The organism is Halomonas sp. MS1 (genome assembly GCF_024182575.1).
In the GTDB taxonomy this organism is placed as follows: Bacteria; Pseudomonadota; Gammaproteobacteria; order Pseudomonadales; family Halomonadaceae; genus Vreelandella.
This window is the reverse complement of record NZ_CP098926.1, coordinates 157,317-175,955: the sequence shown is the minus strand read 5'-3', so window position 1 is coordinate 175,955 and position 18,639 is coordinate 157,317. Positions and strand designations below refer to the sequence as shown.

Annotated in this window: 21 protein-coding genes; 10 read left to right on the top strand and 11 right to left on the bottom strand. The window is 50.2% G+C overall.

All coding sequences use genetic code 11. The annotated features are described in order from the left end of the window. The first annotated feature begins 28 nt into the window (after positions 1 to 28). Together NF683_RS00840 and NF683_RS00835 are read left to right on the top strand one after the other, a co-directional pair. Positions 29 to 1,195: a zinc-binding dehydrogenase gene (locus NF683_RS00840; RefSeq protein ID WP_193068274.1), complete on the top strand. Its 1,167-nt coding sequence runs from the start codon at positions 29 to 31 to the stop codon at positions 1,193 to 1,195. 11 nt (positions 1,196 to 1,206) lie between these two features. Beyond that, on the top strand, positions 1,207 to 2,256 hold the full coding sequence (locus NF683_RS00835; RefSeq protein ID WP_089039486.1) for a proline racemase family protein: 1,050 nt from the start codon (positions 1,207 to 1,209) through the stop codon (positions 2,254 to 2,256). Here NF683_RS00835 and NF683_RS00830 read toward each other — a convergent pair. After that, positions 2,253 to 2,474, bottom strand: coding sequence for a DUF1289 domain-containing protein (locus tag NF683_RS00830; RefSeq protein WP_089039485.1), 222 nt, complete (start codon positions 2,472 to 2,474; stop codon positions 2,253 to 2,255). The two genes, NF683_RS00835 and NF683_RS00830, sit on opposite strands and share 4 nt — an antisense overlap. Before the next feature lie 67 nt (positions 2,475 to 2,541). Next, positions 2,542 to 2,958, bottom strand: coding sequence for an alternative ribosome rescue aminoacyl-tRNA hydrolase ArfB (arfB, locus tag NF683_RS00825; RefSeq protein WP_038477244.1), 417 nt, complete (start codon positions 2,956 to 2,958; stop codon positions 2,542 to 2,544). 200 nt (positions 2,959 to 3,158) lie between these two features. On the opposite strand from arfB, the gene NF683_RS00820 reads away from it, so the two are divergent. The 3 genes from NF683_RS00820 (at position 3,159) to NF683_RS00810 (ending at position 5,004) form a co-directional block, all read left to right on the top strand. Continuing rightward, on the top strand, positions 3,159 to 3,770 hold the full coding sequence (locus tag NF683_RS00820; RefSeq protein WP_089039484.1) for a flavin reductase family protein: 612 nt from the start codon (positions 3,159 to 3,161) through the stop codon (positions 3,768 to 3,770). Positions 3,771 to 3,913: 143 nt separating this feature from the next. Then, positions 3,914 to 4,483 carry a DJ-1/PfpI family protein gene (locus tag NF683_RS00815; protein WP_095603895.1) on the top strand — a complete coding sequence of 190 codons (570 nt, stop codon included), beginning with the start codon at positions 3,914 to 3,916 and terminating at the stop codon, positions 4,481 to 4,483. Between the two features lie 158 nt (positions 4,484 to 4,641). Then, positions 4,642 to 5,004, top strand: coding sequence for a ribbon-helix-helix domain-containing protein (locus NF683_RS00810; RefSeq protein ID WP_038477238.1), 363 nt, complete (start codon positions 4,642 to 4,644; stop codon positions 5,002 to 5,004). A 71-nt stretch (positions 5,005 to 5,075) separates the two neighbouring features. Here NF683_RS00810 and NF683_RS00805 read toward each other — a convergent pair whose 3' ends face one another. Beyond that, positions 5,076 to 5,843: a DUF1499 domain-containing protein gene (locus NF683_RS00805; protein WP_193085821.1), complete on the bottom strand. Its 768-nt coding sequence runs from the start codon at positions 5,841 to 5,843 to the stop codon at positions 5,076 to 5,078. 195 nt (positions 5,844 to 6,038) lie between these two features. On the opposite strand from NF683_RS00805, the gene NF683_RS00800 reads away from it, so the two are divergent. Continuing rightward, on the top strand, positions 6,039 to 6,389 hold the full coding sequence (locus NF683_RS00800; protein ID WP_193068275.1) for a hypothetical protein: 351 nt from the start codon (positions 6,039 to 6,041) through the stop codon (positions 6,387 to 6,389). Positions 6,390 to 6,435: 46 nt separating this feature from the next. Here the strand turns inward: NF683_RS00800 and NF683_RS00795 are convergent, their stop codons facing one another. Together NF683_RS00795 and NF683_RS00790 are read right to left on the bottom strand one after the other, a co-directional pair. Continuing rightward, positions 6,436 to 6,648 carry a DUF3820 family protein gene (locus NF683_RS00795; RefSeq protein WP_038477229.1) on the bottom strand — a complete coding sequence of 71 codons (213 nt, stop codon included), beginning with the start codon at positions 6,646 to 6,648 and terminating at the stop codon, positions 6,436 to 6,438. A gap of 40 nt (positions 6,649 to 6,688) precedes the next feature. Continuing rightward, positions 6,689 to 7,561 (bottom strand): LysR substrate-binding domain-containing protein, encoded by an 873-nt coding sequence (locus NF683_RS00790; protein ID WP_193068276.1) that lies wholly within the window; start codon positions 7,559 to 7,561, stop codon positions 6,689 to 6,691. A 182-nt stretch (positions 7,562 to 7,743) separates the two neighbouring features. Here NF683_RS00790 and NF683_RS00785 point away from each other — a divergent pair, with 182 nt between their 5' ends. After that, positions 7,744 to 8,169 (top strand): VOC family protein, encoded by a 426-nt coding sequence (locus NF683_RS00785; protein WP_089039479.1) that lies wholly within the window; start codon positions 7,744 to 7,746, stop codon positions 8,167 to 8,169. Positions 8,170 to 8,219: 50 nt separating this feature from the next. Here the strand turns inward: NF683_RS00785 and NF683_RS00780 are convergent, their stop codons facing one another. Next, on the bottom strand, positions 8,220 to 9,116 hold the full coding sequence (locus NF683_RS00780; protein ID WP_193059831.1) for an AraC family transcriptional regulator: 897 nt from the start codon (positions 9,114 to 9,116) through the stop codon (positions 8,220 to 8,222). A gap of 194 nt (positions 9,117 to 9,310) precedes the next feature. Here NF683_RS00780 and NF683_RS00775 point away from each other — a divergent pair, with 194 nt between their 5' ends. Next, positions 9,311 to 10,372, top strand: coding sequence for an NAD(P)-dependent alcohol dehydrogenase (locus tag NF683_RS00775; protein WP_193059832.1), 1,062 nt, complete (start codon positions 9,311 to 9,313; stop codon positions 10,370 to 10,372). Positions 10,373 to 10,446: 74 nt separating this feature from the next. On the opposite strand, the gene NF683_RS00770 is transcribed toward NF683_RS00775, so the two are convergent. Beyond that, a complete protein-coding gene (locus tag NF683_RS00770) occupies positions 10,447 to 11,214 on the bottom strand; it encodes a class I SAM-dependent methyltransferase (RefSeq protein WP_089039478.1) in 768 nt (255 codons plus the stop codon). Between the two features lie 167 nt (positions 11,215 to 11,381). Here NF683_RS00770 and nfsA point away from each other — a divergent pair, with 167 nt between their 5' ends. Continuing rightward, positions 11,382 to 12,113 (top strand): oxygen-insensitive NADPH nitroreductase, encoded by a 732-nt coding sequence (gene nfsA, locus NF683_RS00765; protein WP_193059834.1) that lies wholly within the window; start codon positions 11,382 to 11,384, stop codon positions 12,111 to 12,113. Positions 12,114 to 12,255: 142 nt separating this feature from the next. Then, on the top strand, positions 12,256 to 12,885 hold the full coding sequence (locus tag NF683_RS00760) for a hypothetical protein (RefSeq protein ID WP_193068278.1): 630 nt from the start codon (positions 12,256 to 12,258) through the stop codon (positions 12,883 to 12,885). 32 nt (positions 12,886 to 12,917) lie between these two features. Here NF683_RS00760 and NF683_RS00755 read toward each other — a convergent pair whose 3' ends face one another. The 4 genes from NF683_RS00755 to NF683_RS00740 are packed head-to-tail and all read right to left on the bottom strand — an operon-like array spanning position 12,918 to position 18,362. Next, the gene (locus NF683_RS00755) at positions 12,918 to 13,721 is read right to left on the bottom strand and encodes a PEP-CTERM/exosortase system-associated acyltransferase (RefSeq protein ID WP_193068279.1); all 804 of its coding nucleotides are present in this window, start codon (positions 13,719 to 13,721) and stop codon (positions 12,918 to 12,920) included. Positions 13,722 to 13,747: 26 nt separating this feature from the next. Then, on the bottom strand, positions 13,748 to 16,618 hold the full coding sequence (locus NF683_RS00750; RefSeq protein WP_253921015.1) for a bifunctional diguanylate cyclase/phosphodiesterase: 2,871 nt from the start codon (positions 16,616 to 16,618) through the stop codon (positions 13,748 to 13,750). Between the two features lie 15 nt (positions 16,619 to 16,633). Next, positions 16,634 to 17,869: a hypothetical protein gene (locus tag NF683_RS00745; RefSeq protein WP_198361364.1), complete on the bottom strand. Its 1,236-nt coding sequence runs from the start codon at positions 17,867 to 17,869 to the stop codon at positions 16,634 to 16,636. Continuing rightward, positions 17,838 to 18,362: a hypothetical protein gene (locus NF683_RS00740; RefSeq protein ID WP_226912961.1), complete on the bottom strand. Its 525-nt coding sequence runs from the start codon at positions 18,360 to 18,362 to the stop codon at positions 17,838 to 17,840. The genes NF683_RS00745 and NF683_RS00740 overlap by 32 nt, the downstream gene beginning before the upstream one ends. Positions 18,363 to 18,639 lie beyond the last annotated feature (277 nt).

The window sequence follows — 18,639 nt, the reverse complement described above, 5'->3', positions numbered from 1 at the left end:
CATCCAACGTTTCACAACGGAGAAATTTATGGCCGAAGCTGTACCTCAAGTACCGAAAACGATGTCTGCCATGTTGTTAACAGGCCATGGTGATATAGATAAATTGCAGTACCGGCAGGATGTTATGACCCCTAAACCAGGGGCGGGGCAAGTGCTGGTTCAGGTAACAGCAACGGCCAAAAATAATACTGACCGGAAAGCGCGTGAAGGGCTTTATCCTACGAAAGGGAAAGAGGAGGTCACATCGTTTGCGATGGGAGGATCGCCCACACTGACATTTCCTCGTATTCAAGGGGCTGATATTGCTGGACGCGTGGCGGCAGTAGGCGAGGGCGTGGATGCTTCACGTATTGGAGAACGAGGCCTGCTCGATTTTAATATTTACGCTGATGAGCGTCGCGATATCAATCTGACGCCAGATTATTATGGCCACGGGGCTGATGGTGGCTATGCTGATTTTGTCGTCGTCCCAGCCGACCAGTTTCATCATGTTCCCAACCCTGAATTGCACGATGCAGAGCTTGCTGCGATGGGGATGTGCTCGTATCAGACGGCTTATCACATGATGACGTCTGCCAACATTGGCGCGGGTGAACGTGTGCTGGTGACAGGCGCCAGTGGCGGTGTCGGAACGGCGTTAATTCAGCTTTGTCGGGTCGTGGGCGCTATTCCTTACGCTGTCAGCCAGCCGGATAAAGCCGATGCGCTGCTGGCGTTGGGTGCAGAAGTCGTCATCGATCGGGGTGATTTATCGACGTTTGTTGAGCGTGTATTGGCGACCACTGATGGTAAGCCGATTGATGCAGTGATGGACTTGGTCGGTGGGCAGATGACCGATCTGTTTATCGATACCATGATTGTTGATATGCAAGGCCGTAGCAGTTATCCGCGGCTTTCCATTGCAGGTGCGAGTGGTGGCAATATCAGCGAGATTATGTGGACTCGCGTCTACTTGTACCAAGTGCAGATTTTTGGTGTTTCCCATGGCACTCGCGAAGAGGCTGAACAACTGATCGAGTGGATTCGCAGTGGGGCGCTAAAACCAGTGCTGCACGCGGCCTTTAAACTATCGGATCTACATAACGCTGAGCGCTACTTTGTAAACCGTGGCAGTAACTACCTGGGAAAAATAGTTATTGTTCCTGATGCGCAGTGGGAAACCCATGGTGCGCCGTTTGCCCTCACCACCGCCTAGGAGCAGTGCTAATGAAAAATCTGCATACGATTCAGCTGATGGATACTCATGCCGGTGGTGATGTTAGCCGTATTGTGACGGGGGGGATCGGTGTGCTTCCTGGTGCCACAGTACGCCAACAAATGGAGTTTCTGCGTGATGATGCCGATGGTTTGCGACGGCTGTTGCTAGAAGAGCCGTATGGTATTCCGGAGATGTCGGTAGATCTGTTGGTGCCTTCCTCGCATCCGGACGCCGTCGCGGGCTATATCATTATGGAGGTCATGGGCTACCCGATTTATTCGGGTTCTAACACGCTGTGTACAGCCACTGCTGTGTTAGAAAGTGGGCTGGTCCCCAAGCAGGAAGGTATTCAACGCTTTAAACTGGAAGCACCCGCAGGCTTGGTGCAAATTGAAGCGAAGGTGAGCAATGGGGTAGTGGAGTCTGTTACCTGTGAAGGCCTGCCAAGCTATATCGACACCTATCGCGATACGATTCAAGTTCCTGAACTTGGAGCAATTACCTACTCAGTCGCTTACAGCGGTGGCTTTTATGCCTTGGTAGATGCCGAAGAGTTAGGCTTCAAGCTAGTACGCAGTGAGGAGCAGGCGCTTGCCGCTTGTGCTTATAAAATTGTTGAGGCGATCCAAGCGCAGCGCGGCTTTTCCCATTACACCCTGGGAGATGTAGGGCCATTGCCGTTTTTACATTTTATGGGGCCGGAAGAAAAAGTAGCTGAAGGCTATATTCGCTCGCGTTCAACAACGTATGTACATCCTGGTGTTATTTGTCGTAGCACCACTGGCACGGGCACCTCAGCGCGGTTGGCGCTGATGAATTATGAAGGTCGGCTGAGAATCGGTGATAAGTTAGAAACCGTATCACTACGTGAAACGGGGTTTATTGGTACCTTCACCGGCACGCATCAAGAAGGCGCTTATCAAGTGGTGGAGAACACCACGACTGGCCGTAGCTATGTGTTGGCAGAATCAAACATCGTGATTAACTGCGACGACCCGATGGTAGCGTGTGGCGAACTGCATCACATTCTGAGTGACCGGCATACAGAAGAGGGCTAGCGCTCTTCTCTGCGTAATGCGTCGACATAGCCTGTTTGCTCAAGTCGCTCCCATACCGGGGTCTTCTCGGCCTCGGTCATACTTCCCCAACAGGCAATTTCATCTAGCGTCCGACCGCAGCCTTGGCACAATGAAGAGGCTGGATCAATGTTGCATACCTGAATGCAGGGCGACAGCGGACGAGCAGCGCAGAGTGTAGTGGATGAGTCGCTGGACATGATGGCTAAGCTCAATGCAGTGGTGAGAAAACGGCGCTAGGCGAGAATTACTTACTCTGTTCACTTCTTATGAGAGTGGCACTTTACCACGCAGTGACTTCGTTTTGCCTTTACGCGTTTTGTGGTCCACACGGCGTCGCTGTGAGCCTTTGGTGGGCTTAGTTGGCCGCCGCGTTTTCTGCTGCTTGCCAGCACTTTGAATCAGTGCTTTTAAGCGTGCAAGAGCGTCCTCTTTGTTCAATTCCAGGGTGCGATAGCTTTGCGCTTTGATAATCACCACGCCCTCTTTACTAATACGCTGATCAGACAGTGCCATTAAACGCTCTTTATAAATCGGCGGTAGTGTAGAGCTTTGAATATCGAAACGTAAATGCACCGCAGAGGCGACTTTATTGACGTTTTGGCCACCCGAGCCTTGCGCTCTGATCTGACTAATATCGATTTCCCAGTCCGCTATCGTCACGTTATTTGAGATAGTGAGCATTCAGTTCCTTTATGTCGCGTGTGGCTCGTAAGGCTAGCATACTTAGCGCCGAGGAGCCGATTTGAGACGGATCAAGGGCATGTCTCATGAATACTATGCTCGGGCGATGGATAGCTTACGGGGCTTGTTGGGTTGCCCGGCTAGGGGCACAACTTTAAAGTAGCTTGCTACTCTTTATAACCACTGCCATAGGAATACCCATGGATTACTTACTCGATGAACAACCTTTGAGTGCTGGTGTTATCTACCGTTTGCTGTCAGGCAGTGTCTGTCCAAGGCCAATTGCATGGGTGTCAACTCAAGATAAGAACGGCAATACAAACCTCGCACCGTTCTCCTTTTTTAACGTAGCCAGCGTTAATCCCCCCATCCTGGCTTTTTCACCGCTGCTCGACGGCAGCGGGCTGCCCAAAGACACGCTGCGCAATTTAACCGAACTAGCCGAATGCGTCGTGCATATAGGCAATGAAACGTTGATAGAAGCGCTCAACACGACCAGCGCCAGTGTTCCTCCCGAGCAAGACGAGTTCTTATTAGCGGGGCTAGAGAAGGCTGAAATGCCGGGAATCAGCGTGCCACGTATTGCAGGTGCCCCGGTCGCCTTTGGTTGCAAGCTGCGCGACTTAATTCGTTTTGGCGATCAGCCATTAGCGGGATCGTTAGTGCTGGCTGAGATTGTCGCTATTCATATTGATGACGCGATATGGGATGGTCGGCATATCAATATGGACGTGCTAAAGCCAGTAGGGCGCTTGGCAGGCAGTGATTATGTACGCATCAGTGACCGGTTTGCTCTTGAGCGGCCTGCATAATCTAGCTAACCGATGTCATAAGCCTTGTCGTGAGTGGATGTAGTAGTGGCTTACTACCCGCTGCGAAGCTGCACTTGCTACTCTCATTTAACACACCCTTCGTGTGCTCTGTGCCTCGACCAATAACGACAAGGAGAAGTGAGATGAGCAACAAACGAATTTTAATGATTACCGGCGATTTCACTGAAGATTATGAAACGATGGTGCCTTTCCAGGCACTGATGGCGGTTGGCCATCAAGTCGACGCGGTATGTCCCGACAAGGTCGCCGGTGATACCGTGGCAACGGCTATTCACGATTTTGAAGGTGACCAAACGTATACTGAAAAGCCCGGCCATCGTTTCGCTCTGAATGCTGATTTTGCCAAAGTTAACCCGGCTGACTACGACGCCTTGGTGGTTCCTGGTGGCCGCGCACCGGAATACTTGCGCTTAAACCAGGAAGTACTGGCGATGGTGAAGCACTTTTTTGACACCCAGAAGCCGGTCGCTGCTATCTGTCATGGCGCCCAGTTGCTGGCCGCTGCTAAGGTGCTTGAAGGTAAGCAGTGTTCCGCTTATCCGGCTTGCCAGCCAGAAGTGGAACTTGCCGGTGGCCACTTCGCAAACTTGGAGGTCACTGATGCAGTGACGGATGGCAACCTGGTCACTGCACCTGCATGGCCCGCTCATCCTGCTTGGCTTGCCCAGTTTATGGCGCTATTGGATAAGTAGCACTGCTGATAGGTACCCCTTTCGTGCCCAGCGGTATCGAACTCAATACGGTTGGGCGCGTTGTCTGTTAGCCGCTATGCTAAAAAGCAGAATTTACTCGATATCAGATCTTGCCTAGTAGCTTAATAGTAGAGTTTGATAGCGGAGAGGGCATAACGATGTGCAAGTTGTTTATTGATGCCGACCCTGAGCTATGGCGTAGTGCCACGCACTCGCTGCGCATTGATGGCATGGTGACCAGCGTTCGCATGGAAAACTACTTCTGGCACCTGCTGGAAGAGATGGCTCAACGGGATGGGATGAACACGGCTCAACTGATTACGCGGCTTTATCATGAGTCGATTGATGCTGGCCACGATCTTGGTAATTTCACCTCATTTTTGCGTGTCTGCGCGCTGCGCTACCAGGCGCTTCAGCTTAGCGGTGATATTCCAAAAAATGTAGAGGTGGCGATTGGCTCGCTAGATGCGCAGCAAATTCTGAGCAGAGAAGCTGCCGCGCGTACTAACCAAATGCACTGAAAGAAGTGCATTGATACTGGCTCTCTACCGTTAAATCGGTCAATAGCTGCAAGCCGCATCAGATAAGGCCGTTATTCTAGCCGCTTAGCCAGATTATCCAGGAAGGTTTCGATACGCAGTGCGTTGGTGCCGACATCGCTGGTTCCCAGCCGGGAGGCTGAGCGCATATCTACCTGCACGCCGTTTTGTTGCTCAGTAAGACGAATGATGACGTCATCTTCAAAGCCAAACCAACGGGTCGTGGCGGTTGCTTCGATAGTACTCTCTGTTATCGCGGCGATCTGCCAGCCGGACGCTTCTACTTCTGCCTGAACTGCCGCAAGAACGGTCGCTTTAGGCGCAGTTACTTGTAAAGGTCGCACATGTGGATAAGCATTTTGTTGCTGACGCGCGGTAGCTTCTCCTGGGTAATCAACGGCATTAGGTGCTGCCTCGCGGGCGTCTCTTAGCGCGACAAAGTCGGGTGGGTTTTGGGTGTCGGTGGTTATGTCATGAATGGCGGGTGCCTGCTGTGCACGCTGCCATTGCTGCCAAGGTATATATAACAAGGCAGCGGTTGCAACAATAACGAAGATAGCCACTACGCCAGCACCCATGCGGCGGGTAAAGGCGCTGATGAGCAACAGCAAGACACTGATAGCCACAGCTGCGGTTGCTGCATAGACACCATTGCGCATCAGGTTGAAAGCGTCGCCCAGGCCAATCAACTCCCAGCGATAGGCTGGCCCTGCACCAGCCATTAACAAGGCTGATGCTATCAGTGCAATGACACTGAGCCAGGCTAGTAGCGTTGGCCAAACTCCTCCTCTACGCGAACGAGCTGAGCGCTCCTTTGCCATAGTTCTTCCCTCATTATGAATACGATGTTGATTTACTTAGCATAGATTGCGCTAGGTCATCTGTCTTCGTTAGACGAGTTGGCTAAGACACCCTACTATGCTGCTGTTAGCAGTAACGCAAGTATTCGCTGTGACGCAAATGGACGTCAGTTTTTACAACTTGAGCTTTTTATAATTTGAGAGATTAAGACAAGCATGACATTAGCGACTGCATTAGCCCCCTCCTTGCGAGAGTTACTGGCGACGACCCCGAGCAGTGCTTTACCGATAACCTATCAGCAAGCGGCGAATGCGCTAGGCCTTTCGCCACCTAAGACTATTCAACGTATCGCGCAGGCACTTGAACAGCTAATGAGAGAAGACGCCGCCGCAGGAAAGCCTTTTATTGCAACGCTTGTGATTAGCCGAAGTGGCAAAGGGCTTCCAGCGGCAGGTTTTTTTGAGCTTGCCGTGGAATTAGGGCGTTTTCCTTCAGCGCCATCCCAGCAAGAAGCGTTTTACTATGCCGAACGTGAGCAAGCCATTAACGAATGGTGTCGTTCTTAGTTTTGAAAAGAAATCAGTTTTGAGGAGAAGACAGTTTTGAGAAAATTCAATTTTTGCGCAGCGGGTTGAGCAAGTCGCTTAAACCATTGTGGTCAATTTCATGCATTAAATGCAGGAGTTGACCAATTTCTCCTTTTGGAAACCCTTCCCGAGCAAACCAGTTCAAATAGGGACCAGGCAAATCGGCAATAAGCCAGCCTTCGTATTTGCCAAAGGGCATGGTACGCGTTACCAGTTTCTCAAGGTCTTCGGGGTTCATGGTCTACATCTCCTTATCAATGGCTGTTGCAGGTGGCAGTTTAGAGCTGCTGTGATGATTCAGCTAGAAGCTGGGTAAAGGCACGGGCAGGTTCGCTTAGGTGGCCAACAGCGCGATGCACTAACCCAATATCTCGATGAAACGTATGCGCTTCTAACGAGATGGCGCGAACTGTTTGGGGCCAGCGTTTTAGCGCTATCGGTTGCGGTACTAAAGCAACGCCCACGGCGTTACCCACCAGCTTCACAATGGCTTCAAGCTCGTCCAGCTCACACAGGTCGCGAACTTGGCAGTGGTTGTCCCTTAAAAAACGGTCTACTTGGCGTCCACCGAAAGAGGCGCGGTCGTAGCGAACAAAAGGGGAGTGGGTTAGCAGCTCCCGCCAGCAATCACCGGGTAGCTCGCGCGGGACAAGCAAGCGAAACGGCTCGTGGGCAAGGGGCGTCCAACGCAGATCGCTATGCAGCGAAAAAGGCGGCCGAATAATAACAGCCATATCCAGCTCGCCCGCATCTACCTGGTTCATTAAGTCCATGGAAAGACCTGGCACGATGCGGGTGCGACACTCGGAAAACTGCCGATGAAAGCGCGCTACAATATCTGGCAACACGGTACGCTGAATAGAGGCAATGGCACCAATAGTGACACGGCTACCAATCCCTTGGCCTGACGGTGAAGCGCCTAGTGTGGCGTATAACCCGAGTAGAGTTTGGGCCTGAAGCAAGGTCTCTTCGCCCCGCTGAGTAAGCACCGCCGTTCGGCCGCTGCGTTCAAATAGCGCAACGCCCAGGGCCTCTTCCAGACGCTTCATTTGAGCACTTACCGCGGCTTGGGTGAGGCCAACCTGGAGGCCTGCCGCCGCAAAAGTACCGTGCTGTGCCACGGCAACTAGCGTTTTAAGTTCTCGTATCATTTGCTGTTTCTGTCATAAGAACTGTCATAAGGACACTCATAAAAAATATTTGTGAATAAGTCAAAAAACAATTGATTTTATTTTTGCATAGCGCGATCTAGGATGGCTACACAGTGGCCGCGTAATACGGCTGACCATTGCAAATAACGCAACGAATAAATGCGCTGCAACAGGAGATAACCATGAGTCTTTCCCCTTTCCATCTCGCCATCCCTGTTTACGATGTCGCCCTAGCCAGGGCATTTTATAACGACGTTTTTGGCCTGGAAGAAGGGCGCTCTAGCGATCACTGGGTCGACTTTAATTTCTTCGGCCATCAATTGGTGATTCACGAACATCCGAAAACACCCGGCCAGCAGAGTGCTCACACTAACCCGGTCGATGGCCATAATGTACCGGTGCCGCACTTTGGCGTGATTCTAGAATGGGATGAGTGGGAAGCCTTAGCCGAGCGCTTAAAAGCGCGCAATACCGATTTCGTGATTGCGCCATACGTTCGCTTTAAAGGCGAAGTAGGGGAGCAAGCCACCATGTTCTTACTCGATCCCTGTGGTAATGCCTTGGAGTTTAAAGCGTTTAAAGATCAGGGACAGATTTTTGCCAAGTAAACCTGTCCTGAAAAATATCCAAGCGAGGTGGGGGGAAGTAGTGGGTATGGTTAAGCACGTAGGGCCTGTTCCTGGCGCCTATGCTGCAGCGGTGATGCGCCAAAGTAGCGCTTATAGTCTCTGCTAAATTGAGGCACGCTGCGATAACCGACCGCTTGTGCCGCTTGGTTCACATTGTGGCTATCTTGCAACAACAGTTGCTGCGCCTTAAGTAGGCGCAGTCTTTTTAAATACTGTGCGGGTGACGAACGTGTAATCTGCTTAAAGTGCTGGTGAAACGTCGATATGCTCATATTGGCCTGCTGGGCTAACTGGTCGACGGTAAAGTCCTCAGCAAAATGGGCATGCAACTGCGATAGTACCTGCACAATACGTGAATAGTGACCGTGGCCTTTAACCAGTGCGCGTAAGGCGCGGCCTTGCTCGCCTTTTAACGCTTCAAACACCACCTCTCGTATCCTAGCTTCGCCCATGGCAATGCACTCGACTTCGTCGTGTAATGCATTTGCCAAGCGCAACACCGCGGCTTGCATGCCGTCATTCATCGCCACTGACGCCATCGGCTTAGGAGCCAGGTGTGAATGGCTCATATCGCCCATAGCGGTGACCATCTCACTCAGTAACGCTGGGTCTAGCTTCACCGATATACCTAGCAAAGGTGCCTCCGGCGAGCCGTGAGTTTCACACTCAAAGGGTAGCGGCAGGGTTTGTACGAGATAGTGGCCAGGATTGTAATGAATCTCACGATCGCCTAAATAGCCTATTTTACGACCTTGGGCGATGATGATAAGACTAGGTTCATACATCAACGGGGTTCGTTCTTGACGCCGCCCAAGGCACAGTAGCCCCACTCTGGGCAACCGAGACACGCTTAGCCCATCCCTCGTTACTAGCGGTGAGATCAAATCAGCGAGTGCGTTGCCGACGAGTTCGGTGTTGGCCACCATAGAAACTCCTAATCTGAGTGCATATTAGAGCTAAACGACAATTATGATGTTTTTTTGAGGTTTTTTGTTATTTTGTTGCGTTCTGATGGAGGAATGAGCAAAAAATACGTAGCTTCGTTCATCGCTATCTGGTGCTTAGCAGCGAATAATGGGAACACTTTCTCGTTTTGCAGAATACTTGTTAAGGAGTTTCCATGAGCCAAGCAAAATCTTATGCTGCCTTTTCTGCTGATAAACCACTCGCGCCATTCACCTTTGATCGACGTGAGCCCCGTCCAGATGATGTTGCCATTGAAATTCTTTACTGTGGTGTTTGTCACAGTGACCTACACTTTGCCCGAGATGACTGGGGCATGAGTCAATACCCTGTGGTACCTGGCCATGAGATTGTCGGCCGTGTAACCGCTGTTGGTGATGAGGTGACACGTTTTAAGGCGGGTGATTTAGTCGGCGTAGGTTGCATGGTCGACTCTTGCCGCACATGTTCTGCTTGTAAAGATGGCGTGGAGCAATACTGCCTGGAAGGGTTTACGATGACCTACGGCAGCCCTGACCGCCAAGACGGCACGCTAACCCAAGGCGGCTATTCAGATGCCATCGTGGTGAGTGAGCATTTTGTGCTGCAAATGCCAGAGGGTATTGATCTAGCCTCCGCGGCACCTATTCTCTGTGCGGGAATTACGACGTATTCACCGCTCAAACATCATGGCGTTGGTAAAGGTCACAAAGTAGGCGTGATAGGCATGGGCGGCCTCGGTCATATGGGCGTGAAATTGGCCAAAGCACTGGGTGCGGAAGTCACCGTCTTTACTCGCTCGGATGCCAAGGTAGCAGAAGCAAAGCGCAATGGTGCGGATCACGTAGTGGTATCCAGTGACCAGGCGCAAATGGAGGCTGTCGCAGAAACGTTCGATTTCATGCTGGATACCGTTCCTGTTCAGCACGACCTAAACCCCTACCTTACTTCTCTGAAATATAACGGCACGCATATTATTGTCGGCCTGTTAGAACCGATTGAGCCTGCTATTGAAGCATTCAATTTGGTGTTTAAGCGTCGCGTGGTAGCTGGTTCGCTGATTGGTGGTATCGCTGAAACGGAAGAGCTGCTCAAGCTTTGTGCAGAGCAGAACATCACTTGCGATATTGAGATGCTGGATATTAACAACATCAATGAGGGCTTTGAGCGTATGGAGAAAGGTGACGTGCGCTATCGCTTTGTGATTGATATGGCAACGCTGAAAGATACTGCTGCGTAGCGAGTTGTCATCAATAACCCCACCGTTGACTAACGGTGGGGTTTTCGCGTGAGAACCTCTGGGCGTCGAGGCTATCACACGTGGGCAGAGACCCGCAGTCTGACGTAGTCGGCGGTCCAGTTGCCTTGCCCATCACTTAGACTGTGAGAGAGCAGGTTAATCGTATTATCAATAATGGCTACCTGCAGGTCCTCATCTAATCCGTGCAAAAACGGGCTTGCAAAGGTTTCGAGCCAGCCAGCAATACCCGTGGGTAGTGGTGTGGGGCGAGGGATTAGCTCGATAGAATCGACATGAAAGCCCGCCGTTTGAAGTAGGTTTGTGTACTCTTCCGGGGTGGGAAAGTACCAAGGATGACGGCCACGTGAGCTAATGCCGCGAAACTGCAGCGAGGCAATAAGCGCCGTACAAATGGCGGCCACGTTGCCATGCCCCCCAAACTCTGCAACAAAACGCCCGCCGGGTTTTAGTGCGCGTTTTACGCCGGCCAATACCGTTTGCGGGTCCAGCATCCAGTGCAACGCTGCGTTGCTGAAGACCGCATCAAATTCTTGGTCAAAGGGTAACTGGTGCCCATCGACAACCCTAGCGGTGACCCCGCGCTGTTGGGCGGCGGCGACCATCTCTGCGGAGGCATCGACACCCAGCACATCGGCACCTAATTGCATAATACGCTCGGTGAGCGCGCCATCACCACAGCCAAGGTCCAGGATGCGCTGTCCAGGCTGTGGCGCTAAAAGTTTCATTACATCGCTTCCCAACGTGGGAACAAAATTGGCGTGTTCCGCGTAGTGGCTGGCGTTCCATTCCTGCCCTTGCGGTGTCAGAGGGGTGTTAGACATTATCGGCTTCCTAGCGGCGTTATTTATCTTAGGGGGACCCAATGGCTTGATTTAGTATAGCTTGCTATCAATAGCATGCGTTAAGCCTGAATTCAGGAGTAAACGCATGGAACCAGGGCACTCTAGTTGTCATATCCGTTATATCAAGTATTAAGAGGCGAGACGAAATGAATGATGTTATCAAACTGCTTCAATCCCACCGCTCTATCCGCAAATTTACCGATCAGAAGATTTCGCGTGGGCTGCTGTTAGAGCTCATCAAAGCGGGCCAGGCCGCAGCGACATCAAGCCATGTGCAGGCCTACACCATTATTAATGTCACCGACTCAGCGAATCGCGAGAAAATCGCGGAATACGCCGGTGGCCAAGGCTATGTCGCCAGTAGCGCGGTTTTTTTAGTATTTTGTGCGGATATGAAGCGCCCGACAGAGGCGTCTGAACGGACAGGTGCCAACGTTGAACGAGGTATGACAGAGCAGCTATTGGTCGCCACCGTTGATACTGCTCTAGTGGCACAAAACGTTGCAGTGGCCGCCGAGTCTGAAGGGCTTGGCATTTGTTATATCGGAGGTATCCGCAATAATCCTCAGGCGATCAGCGAGCTTTTGCACTTGCCTGACCATGTTTATCCGGTGTTTGGTATGTGCCTTGGTTATCCGGCCCATGACCCTGAGGTTAAGCCGCGTCTACCGGTAGAGGCTATTCTCAAGGAAGATACTTACCGTGAAGATACTGAGCAAGTCGAGGCGTTTGACAGCACTATGCAGGCATACTACCAAACACGCAGCACGGGTAACAAAACGACTGACTGGTCGCATAATCTAACGCCGCTCTTCGATTCAAAACTGCGTCCTCACATGCGTGACTTTTTAGCGAAGCGTGGCTTTGAAATGAAGTAACCAACGAGCGGAGCATGAAGCAGCTCATCACCGTGGGGTAAGGCGTTTAAAAGAGCAGGTTTCTTGCGCTGCACGATAATCGCGTTCATCTATACTGGTTGCATGCCAAAAGCAGTGCCGATAACAATAAAAGGAGCTATTGATGAATCTTCAGCGCGCTTATTACCTGCTAGCAGCTTTTTACAGCCTGTTTCCACTTATCGGGCTAATGGCCATTTTCTCAGGCGGGGGAACACCGTTTGCTGTGGCTCACCTCGTGTTGGGAGTGCTCGCCGTGATAGGGCTGTGGGGCTACGTACTCAAACGTGGGTTTATGAATCCCCGTATGTGGCAGCCCTTAGCCATGGTGCTGGCAGTCATGGCAGTAGGTCAGATGCTGGTGATCTTCATCCTTCCCGTTTCCAGCATTGCACTTACCTGGATGCTAACAAGCAGTATCTTCTCCGTAATGCTGGTCATCGTGCTGTTTCACTATGGAAAACGTGATCAGCCACTATGGGCAACGCCTGTAGAGGCAGATGCTGCAAAGCAGCTTGCAAAAATGCTTGATAGCGCTTCGCCTTTATCTGCTGTTCATTACGAAGGTGAACAAGAAAATAGCGTTAACGTTACTAAGGTAGGCAGTCAATATCATGCCAAAGTGACGCGGCGTGGCAAAAACGGGCAAGAGACATTTGAACGCCACTTTCAGTATCCTGAAACACTGGTATTTTTTCTAGAAAAATTCGCCAGCATTTCAGTTCATGATTTTCGGCAAACGGCGCTTTCTTAAATCGTTGAACGAGCCGGGTTTTAAAAAATGCGTTAAGAGATAAATGTGTGAGCGATCTGAGGCTTTAATGTTTTTACGATATATTCGTATAACGGGATCAGACGCTCGCTCATCTCTTGTTTCGCCACATGATAGTCGATGTAGTAAGCATGGCGAGTACCATGATACACAATCGGCTCACTAACTTTGGTGAACTTAAAACCTGATATCGCCAATAAACGGGGAAGGCGAGGTTCCATCATTGCAAAAACATGTCGGCGATTAGTTAAGCCAACGATAGAGTAGGTGCATAAGAAAAGACCCAGGGCGACGAGTGAGAATGTCTTTGCCTCATCTTGTGAAAATAAAACGACTTCATTACCTGCTACTTCTTCTGGGGTGCTAGATTTTCGTGTTCTGAAATTTTTAGAAATGGCTAATCGTGATACTTCACACGTTTCAAGGGGCGGTAGCTTAAACGGCGTTAATGTAGGGTGGTTTAGTAACTGCTCCCCTTGGTTTTGAACAGGTAAATGATCAGGAGGGTTAGTGTTACCGGAAAAGGGCATGACTAATCTTACGCACCCTGCAAGAATGCCACTACGTTTGTGTTCTATCAGGCAATGAACCGAGTAATTATCGTACTCGTCGGACTCGTACAAACGCGCCTCATCCTCATGCATCTCATAGTTGAACTCTTTTAAAAAAACATCATGCCGTAGGCGAAAGGCGCGCCGTTTTTGGTCGTCGGTGTTAGCAATAAAAAAATGATATTCGTCGATAAATTTGTCAATCATCCCCTTATGATTACTTTTATCGTCAAACTCACTCTCTTGGGTGGTTTTCCCTGCTAGCATCTGTTGCTTCCTTCTGAGTGCGGCACTTACCAAAGTCGAATTTTTTCAGGTTTCCCTAGATGATAGCCCTGTCCATACTGAATGCCATACGAAAGAAGAACAGGTATCAGTGCTTCTTGATCTACAAATTCAGCAATAGTCTGTTTACCGAAACCTCTTGCTATATCGGCAATCGCTTTGACAAGCGTGTGGCTATCCGTATCGATAAGTAAGCTGCGAATAAAAGAGCCATCAATTTTAATATAGTCCACCGGGAGCTGACTAAGATAGTGAAAACTGCTAAATCCAATTCCAAAGTCATCGAGTGCTGTTCGGCAGCCTAAATCCCTTAAGGCTTGCAATACGTTGCGCGCTGTTGAGAAATCCGTAATAGCCGCCGTCTCTGTTACTTCTAAAATGAGATGATGGGGGTCAGCACCACTGGTTTTTAATTGATCTGCCAGAAACTGTTTTAAACCTAAATCATGTAAAGACTGGCCGGATAAATTTACAGCCAATGACAAGCCCTCTTTTTGTAGCGTTGCCAGTGCTGCTAGGCTATGGCGCAGCACCCAACGGTCAACTTGAACAATTAAACCGCTTTGTTCAGCAACCGGTATAAATTGTCCCGGAGCGACTAAGCTACCATCGCCATTGCGCATACGTAGCAATACTTCGTAATGCTTAATATCGCGGTCCTTCAGCCGCACAATGGGCTGCGCCCACAGTTCAAATTCGTCGTTTTCTAGTGCCTTGTGCAGTCGCTCTACCCAATAGACGCGTTCTTGAAGCTCATCTTTAGCATTTTCCGCTTGCTTGAGAAGGTACCAATGCTGGTTGCCACTCTCTTTTGCTTTGTACATGGCCATATCGGCGCTAGCTAACAGGTCAGCCGGTGTCTGCCCATTAACAGGGAATAGCGCGATACCGATGCTGGCGGAAACATGATGCTTTCTTTCTGTGGCTGAAAAGCTAAGGCCGTCCAGTAACTGAGCAATATACTCAGCCACGTTAATTGCTTGTTCACTGCTAATATCTTCCAGCAGCAGGGCAAATTCATCACCACCTAGGCGGGCAATAATGCTTCGCTGACTGAGATTTAAAAAAAGCGTATCAGCAACTTCGCGTAAAAGACGGTCGCCTACATGATGGCCACTGAGCTCATTGATCTCTTTAAACTGGTCTAGGTCTAGTAGCAAAACAGCGCCTTTGGCTTGATTAGCGATAGTGCGCTGCAAGGCATCTTGGAAATAGCGACGATTATAGAGTTCCGTTAATGGATCGTGTTCCGCCAGCCACGTTAAACGTGCCTCAGCAGCTTTACGTTCGGTGATGTCTAGCCCAACGGATATCTTAGAGGCGTTGTGATTGTTACTGTTGGCCAAAGAAGCGTGGTACCAAACGACAGTAAAAGAGCGTCTATCCTGAGTTTGAAATGTCTTTTCTTCCTGGCTGGAAACACTGAGGTGAGTCACGGTGCTGCCATTAGCATTACTTTCGCTGTCGGCTTTATCCACATTGTTGCTAGGCAATCCCAAGTGAGCACTTTGATCAAAGATGTCAGAGAAATGGCGCCCAATGATATCGGTGTCTTTTAGCCCTAACCTTTCTAGCGTGTAGCCATTAATCAGTTGGATACGCCCAGTGCTATTTTGAACAACAATAAAGACCTGTGCAGTGTCGAGTAGGCTATTAACAAAATCACGCTCTTTGGCTAGCTCATCGACGCGTTCGGCTAGCTGTCCGCTATGTTCTTGGACACTCTGTTCCAGTGCTTCTAGCTGGTGGGAAAGCTCACGGGTTGAATCTTCCAGCCGATCAATTTCATTAGAAAAATGCCGCCGAGGCAATGGTAGTTTATCTCTTACACGACGAAACTCACCGTTTGCCAGCGCAGGCAATAGGCCCGCGACTCGCCGTAGCCGATCCATTGGACCCAATAGGATAATCAACAGTAATAGCTCGGCAGCTAACCAGCCAACTAAGCCCACCACAAGTAGTGTCTTCGTTGCTGTACGAATAGCGGCGATCTGAGCAGTGATATCTGAAATAAGTAGGAAATACCCAGTGCTGCGCCAGTCGGCGTCTTCCTCCATATATACGGCACTTAATTCAAAATATCGGTTCATGTATTCAAGGCTGAAAGGCATGTGAACCAATTGATTCAGAAAGACGTCTTGAGAGGCGCGTTGAAGTACAGAGAGTGTCTGGTCACGGTTTGTAAGCGCTAGAATATGGCCGTTCCAATCTTCCAGTAGAAGCGCCTCGGCGGGGAGGGAGCCAGTAATGCGCCCTGTCACCATCAGTGCTATTTCGCTATTAGAGACTTCTTTCGCTTGTCGCGTAACATCGGCAAGTGAGCGCGATAATACGACCATGCCGATGCTAGCGCCTTCCATAAGAACAGGAACCGCAGCAAACTGCTGGCATGTTATGGCGCAACGTAGTGTGGTAATGGGTGACTCTGTGGTTAGTACACTACTTATCCAGCCTTGAATGGGCAGATCAATCAGCGGGTCGTTGGCACCTGAGTAACCCACTCTTGCCCCTTGGGTATTAAAAACAAAGATTTCATCAATCCCCGCTTCTAATTGCAGAGAAGGCCACTGTGCTCTGAGCACATCAGCTAGCTCGTCCTGGTTATTCTCTTGTAGCGCGCTTCCAAGTTCCGGCGCCGCAGCGGTTAAGCCCGCCAACTGGCGTAAGTTATCCGATGAGCGTTGCATCGCTAAGCTTATCTCGCGCTGCTGCCGCTCATGGCTTTCCATCCGACTACTTTCTAACTGTTGAGTGAGCTGGTGTTGGCCTAACCATATAAAGAGTGCCACAAGCGCTAGCAGTAATAGGCTGCTCAGCGCGATAACACGCCAAGTCAAACTAAGCCGGTAGCGCGCTTTAGGGGACGAACGTGTGGTCATCTCTGCGTATCCCGATCAAAAGCGCAGTGAAAGCTGGAAGAGCAACATATTCCAATGTCGGCTTGTTTCAGATGCATCCGCGTCTTTATGTAAGGGTAGCCAACCAGTACCGTCCACATGATGATATTCACCTGCCAACATTAGGTTGGGTCTGGGTGTCCACTGAACGCCAAAGGTAATGTCATCTGCAAATTGAGAATGGGCAGGGCCCAAACCACTTTGTGCGTAGCGAGTACCTGAACGGTCATTTCGATCATTTACCAAACGATCAAAGCGAATTAACCACTGCCAATCATGGTCCATACGACGCGTATACTGCACATACCAGCTTTCACCGGTTTTTTTCTGGTCAATGGCAGGATTAAAGCCATCTAGTTCAATTGTTCTCAGCGCATACTCAGAGGTTAAGCTCCACAGCTCGTCATTGTATTGCAATGAAAATACCCAAGGCTGAAACTGGAAGCTGCCATTAGTTAGTGGAGGTTGAGCGTCTTCATAGTCAGCGTTAGCACTAGCGGTGCTAAGTGCCATTAGAAAGTGTCCACCGTTGTCTTCATAGCGAATTTGGCCAATCGCAGAATAGCCCGCGCGTAACGATCCTGGAAAACGCTTCAGCCCAAGCGCTTGATCGACATCGTCCTCTATGCGGGTTTTACCAACGCCTGCTTGAAAGCGAAAAACGCCGGACTGGGTTCGCTCTTCATGATAAATACTGGCGCCATCGCCAGCCATTCCCAACGATCGAGTGCGATCAAAATAGATTGATTGTGGCAATAAGATGCTGGGGCGCGTGAAAGCGACGTCACGCGTTTGGTTATAAATGCCGAAGGGGTTTTTAAATCTACCTACCTGAAGGCCTAGAGTACGCTGCTGGTTGGAGACCATCTGATAATCCACCACGCCATAATCTAGCGTTGGGATGGCATCGCTAGTTTCACCACCGGCGCGACGGCTAAGCACCTGAGCGGCCACCAGCACATTGCGGTGAGGGCGGAGAGAGGCGTTAACACCTATTTCGGTATACTCCAGACTTCCTGCATTCTCACTGCTGCTACCGAAGAAATCATTATCGTCGGTGATGATAAGCGCCTGGCTCAGGAAACCATGTACTTGCAGAGTGTCGAGCACGTTTTCGTTTGCCCAGGCGGACGAGCAAATAGGCAGTGCTAGCAAACTTGTGAGTATGGCTACAGTGGGCCTGCGGATAACGGAAAAATGCTCATTCCATTGAAATAACTTGGACATTTTCATCCAGATACTCCCTTTCAAGATATCCCAGCGCGCCAGGAGTATTTGCAATCTTCTCGCGCATTTCGAGCTGATCAGCAACGCGATTAGGCGCTTGCCCCATGCCAGAAAACACCATGCGATCCCATGCCAGTTGTAGCTGATGTGGATAAACGGCGAGCTGCTCTTTGGTGAAACGCGCATGTACAGGATCTCGGTTTGGCAGCACAAACACCTGTACGGCATCGCCGTCAGGCCATGTACGTTGCCGCATGGCAAATATCGCCCGCGTTGTGTCACGGTTTAGCCATTGCGTGGCTACCGCTGGGTGCGCTACTAGAAGTATGGCTGCGTCTTGATCAACGGATTGTGCATGGGTTTGTCCGGCCAAAAGAAAAGCCAGCACCAACCCAGTAAGGCCCCGTTTGATTTGTTGGCAAGCGATACGTATCAAGTAAAGAGACGGCATAGCGCGAGTCTTTTCCATCGCCTGCTGAACGCCAAGTCCATGCAGCATACCATTCGTACTAGCACGCTATATGTGTGTGAAATGATGACGCTTACTCCTCTTCAGTCTCTAGAGGCAAATTTTTGTTTTATAAATATTTTGTGTGATGACAGATAAACTTTTGAACCTCGGCTCGGCAACGCTAAGTCGAAACGGCACAGTTTTTAAACCCTACATCAATTTTGTTGATCTTACCTACATAACAATCAACGAAATGCTCTGCGACGAAAGTATGTATCGTCTGGAAATGTCGCATCGCATGGTTGATTGACAATGACACACGAGG

Coding starts and splice junctions, on each gene's coding strand:
- NF683_RS00840 (WP_193068274.1), top strand. CDS start 29: ATGGCCGAAGCTGTACCTCAAGTACCGAAAACGATGTCTGCCATGTTG.
- NF683_RS00835 (WP_089039486.1), top strand. CDS start 1,207: ATGAAAAATCTGCATACGATTCAGCTGATGGATACTCATGCCGGTGGT.
- NF683_RS00830 (WP_089039485.1), bottom strand. CDS start 2,474: ATGTCCAGCGACTCATCCACTACACTCTGCGCTGCTCGTCCGCTGTCG.
- arfB (WP_038477244.1), bottom strand. CDS start 2,958: ATGCTCACTATCTCAAATAACGTGACGATAGCGGACTGGGAAATCGAT.
- NF683_RS00820 (WP_089039484.1), top strand. CDS start 3,159: ATGGATTACTTACTCGATGAACAACCTTTGAGTGCTGGTGTTATCTAC.
- NF683_RS00815 (WP_095603895.1), top strand. CDS start 3,914: ATGAGCAACAAACGAATTTTAATGATTACCGGCGATTTCACTGAAGAT.
- NF683_RS00810 (WP_038477238.1), top strand. CDS start 4,642: ATGTGCAAGTTGTTTATTGATGCCGACCCTGAGCTATGGCGTAGTGCC.
- NF683_RS00805 (WP_193085821.1), bottom strand. CDS start 5,843: ATGGCAAAGGAGCGCTCAGCTCGTTCGCGTAGAGGAGGAGTTTGGCCA.
- NF683_RS00800 (WP_193068275.1), top strand. CDS start 6,039: ATGACATTAGCGACTGCATTAGCCCCCTCCTTGCGAGAGTTACTGGCG.
- NF683_RS00795 (WP_038477229.1), bottom strand. CDS start 6,648: ATGAACCCCGAAGACCTTGAGAAACTGGTAACGCGTACCATGCCCTTT.
- NF683_RS00790 (WP_193068276.1), bottom strand. CDS start 7,561: ATGATACGAGAACTTAAAACGCTAGTTGCCGTGGCACAGCACGGTACT.
- NF683_RS00785 (WP_089039479.1), top strand. CDS start 7,744: ATGAGTCTTTCCCCTTTCCATCTCGCCATCCCTGTTTACGATGTCGCC.
- NF683_RS00780 (WP_193059831.1), bottom strand. CDS start 9,116: ATGGTGGCCAACACCGAACTCGTCGGCAACGCACTCGCTGATTTGATC.
- NF683_RS00775 (WP_193059832.1), top strand. CDS start 9,311: ATGAGCCAAGCAAAATCTTATGCTGCCTTTTCTGCTGATAAACCACTC.
- NF683_RS00770 (WP_089039478.1), bottom strand. CDS start 11,214: ATGTCTAACACCCCTCTGACACCGCAAGGGCAGGAATGGAACGCCAGC.
- nfsA (WP_193059834.1), top strand. CDS start 11,382: ATGAATGATGTTATCAAACTGCTTCAATCCCACCGCTCTATCCGCAAA.
- NF683_RS00760 (WP_193068278.1), top strand. CDS start 12,256: ATGAATCTTCAGCGCGCTTATTACCTGCTAGCAGCTTTTTACAGCCTG.
- NF683_RS00755 (WP_193068279.1), bottom strand. CDS start 13,721: ATGCTAGCAGGGAAAACCACCCAAGAGAGTGAGTTTGACGATAAAAGT.
- NF683_RS00750 (WP_253921015.1), bottom strand. CDS start 16,618: ATGACCACACGTTCGTCCCCTAAAGCGCGCTACCGGCTTAGTTTGACT.
- NF683_RS00745 (WP_198361364.1), bottom strand. CDS start 17,869: ATGAAAATGTCCAAGTTATTTCAATGGAATGAGCATTTTTCCGTTATC.
- NF683_RS00740 (WP_226912961.1), bottom strand. CDS start 18,362: ATGCTGCATGGACTTGGCGTTCAGCAGGCGATGGAAAAGACTCGCGCT.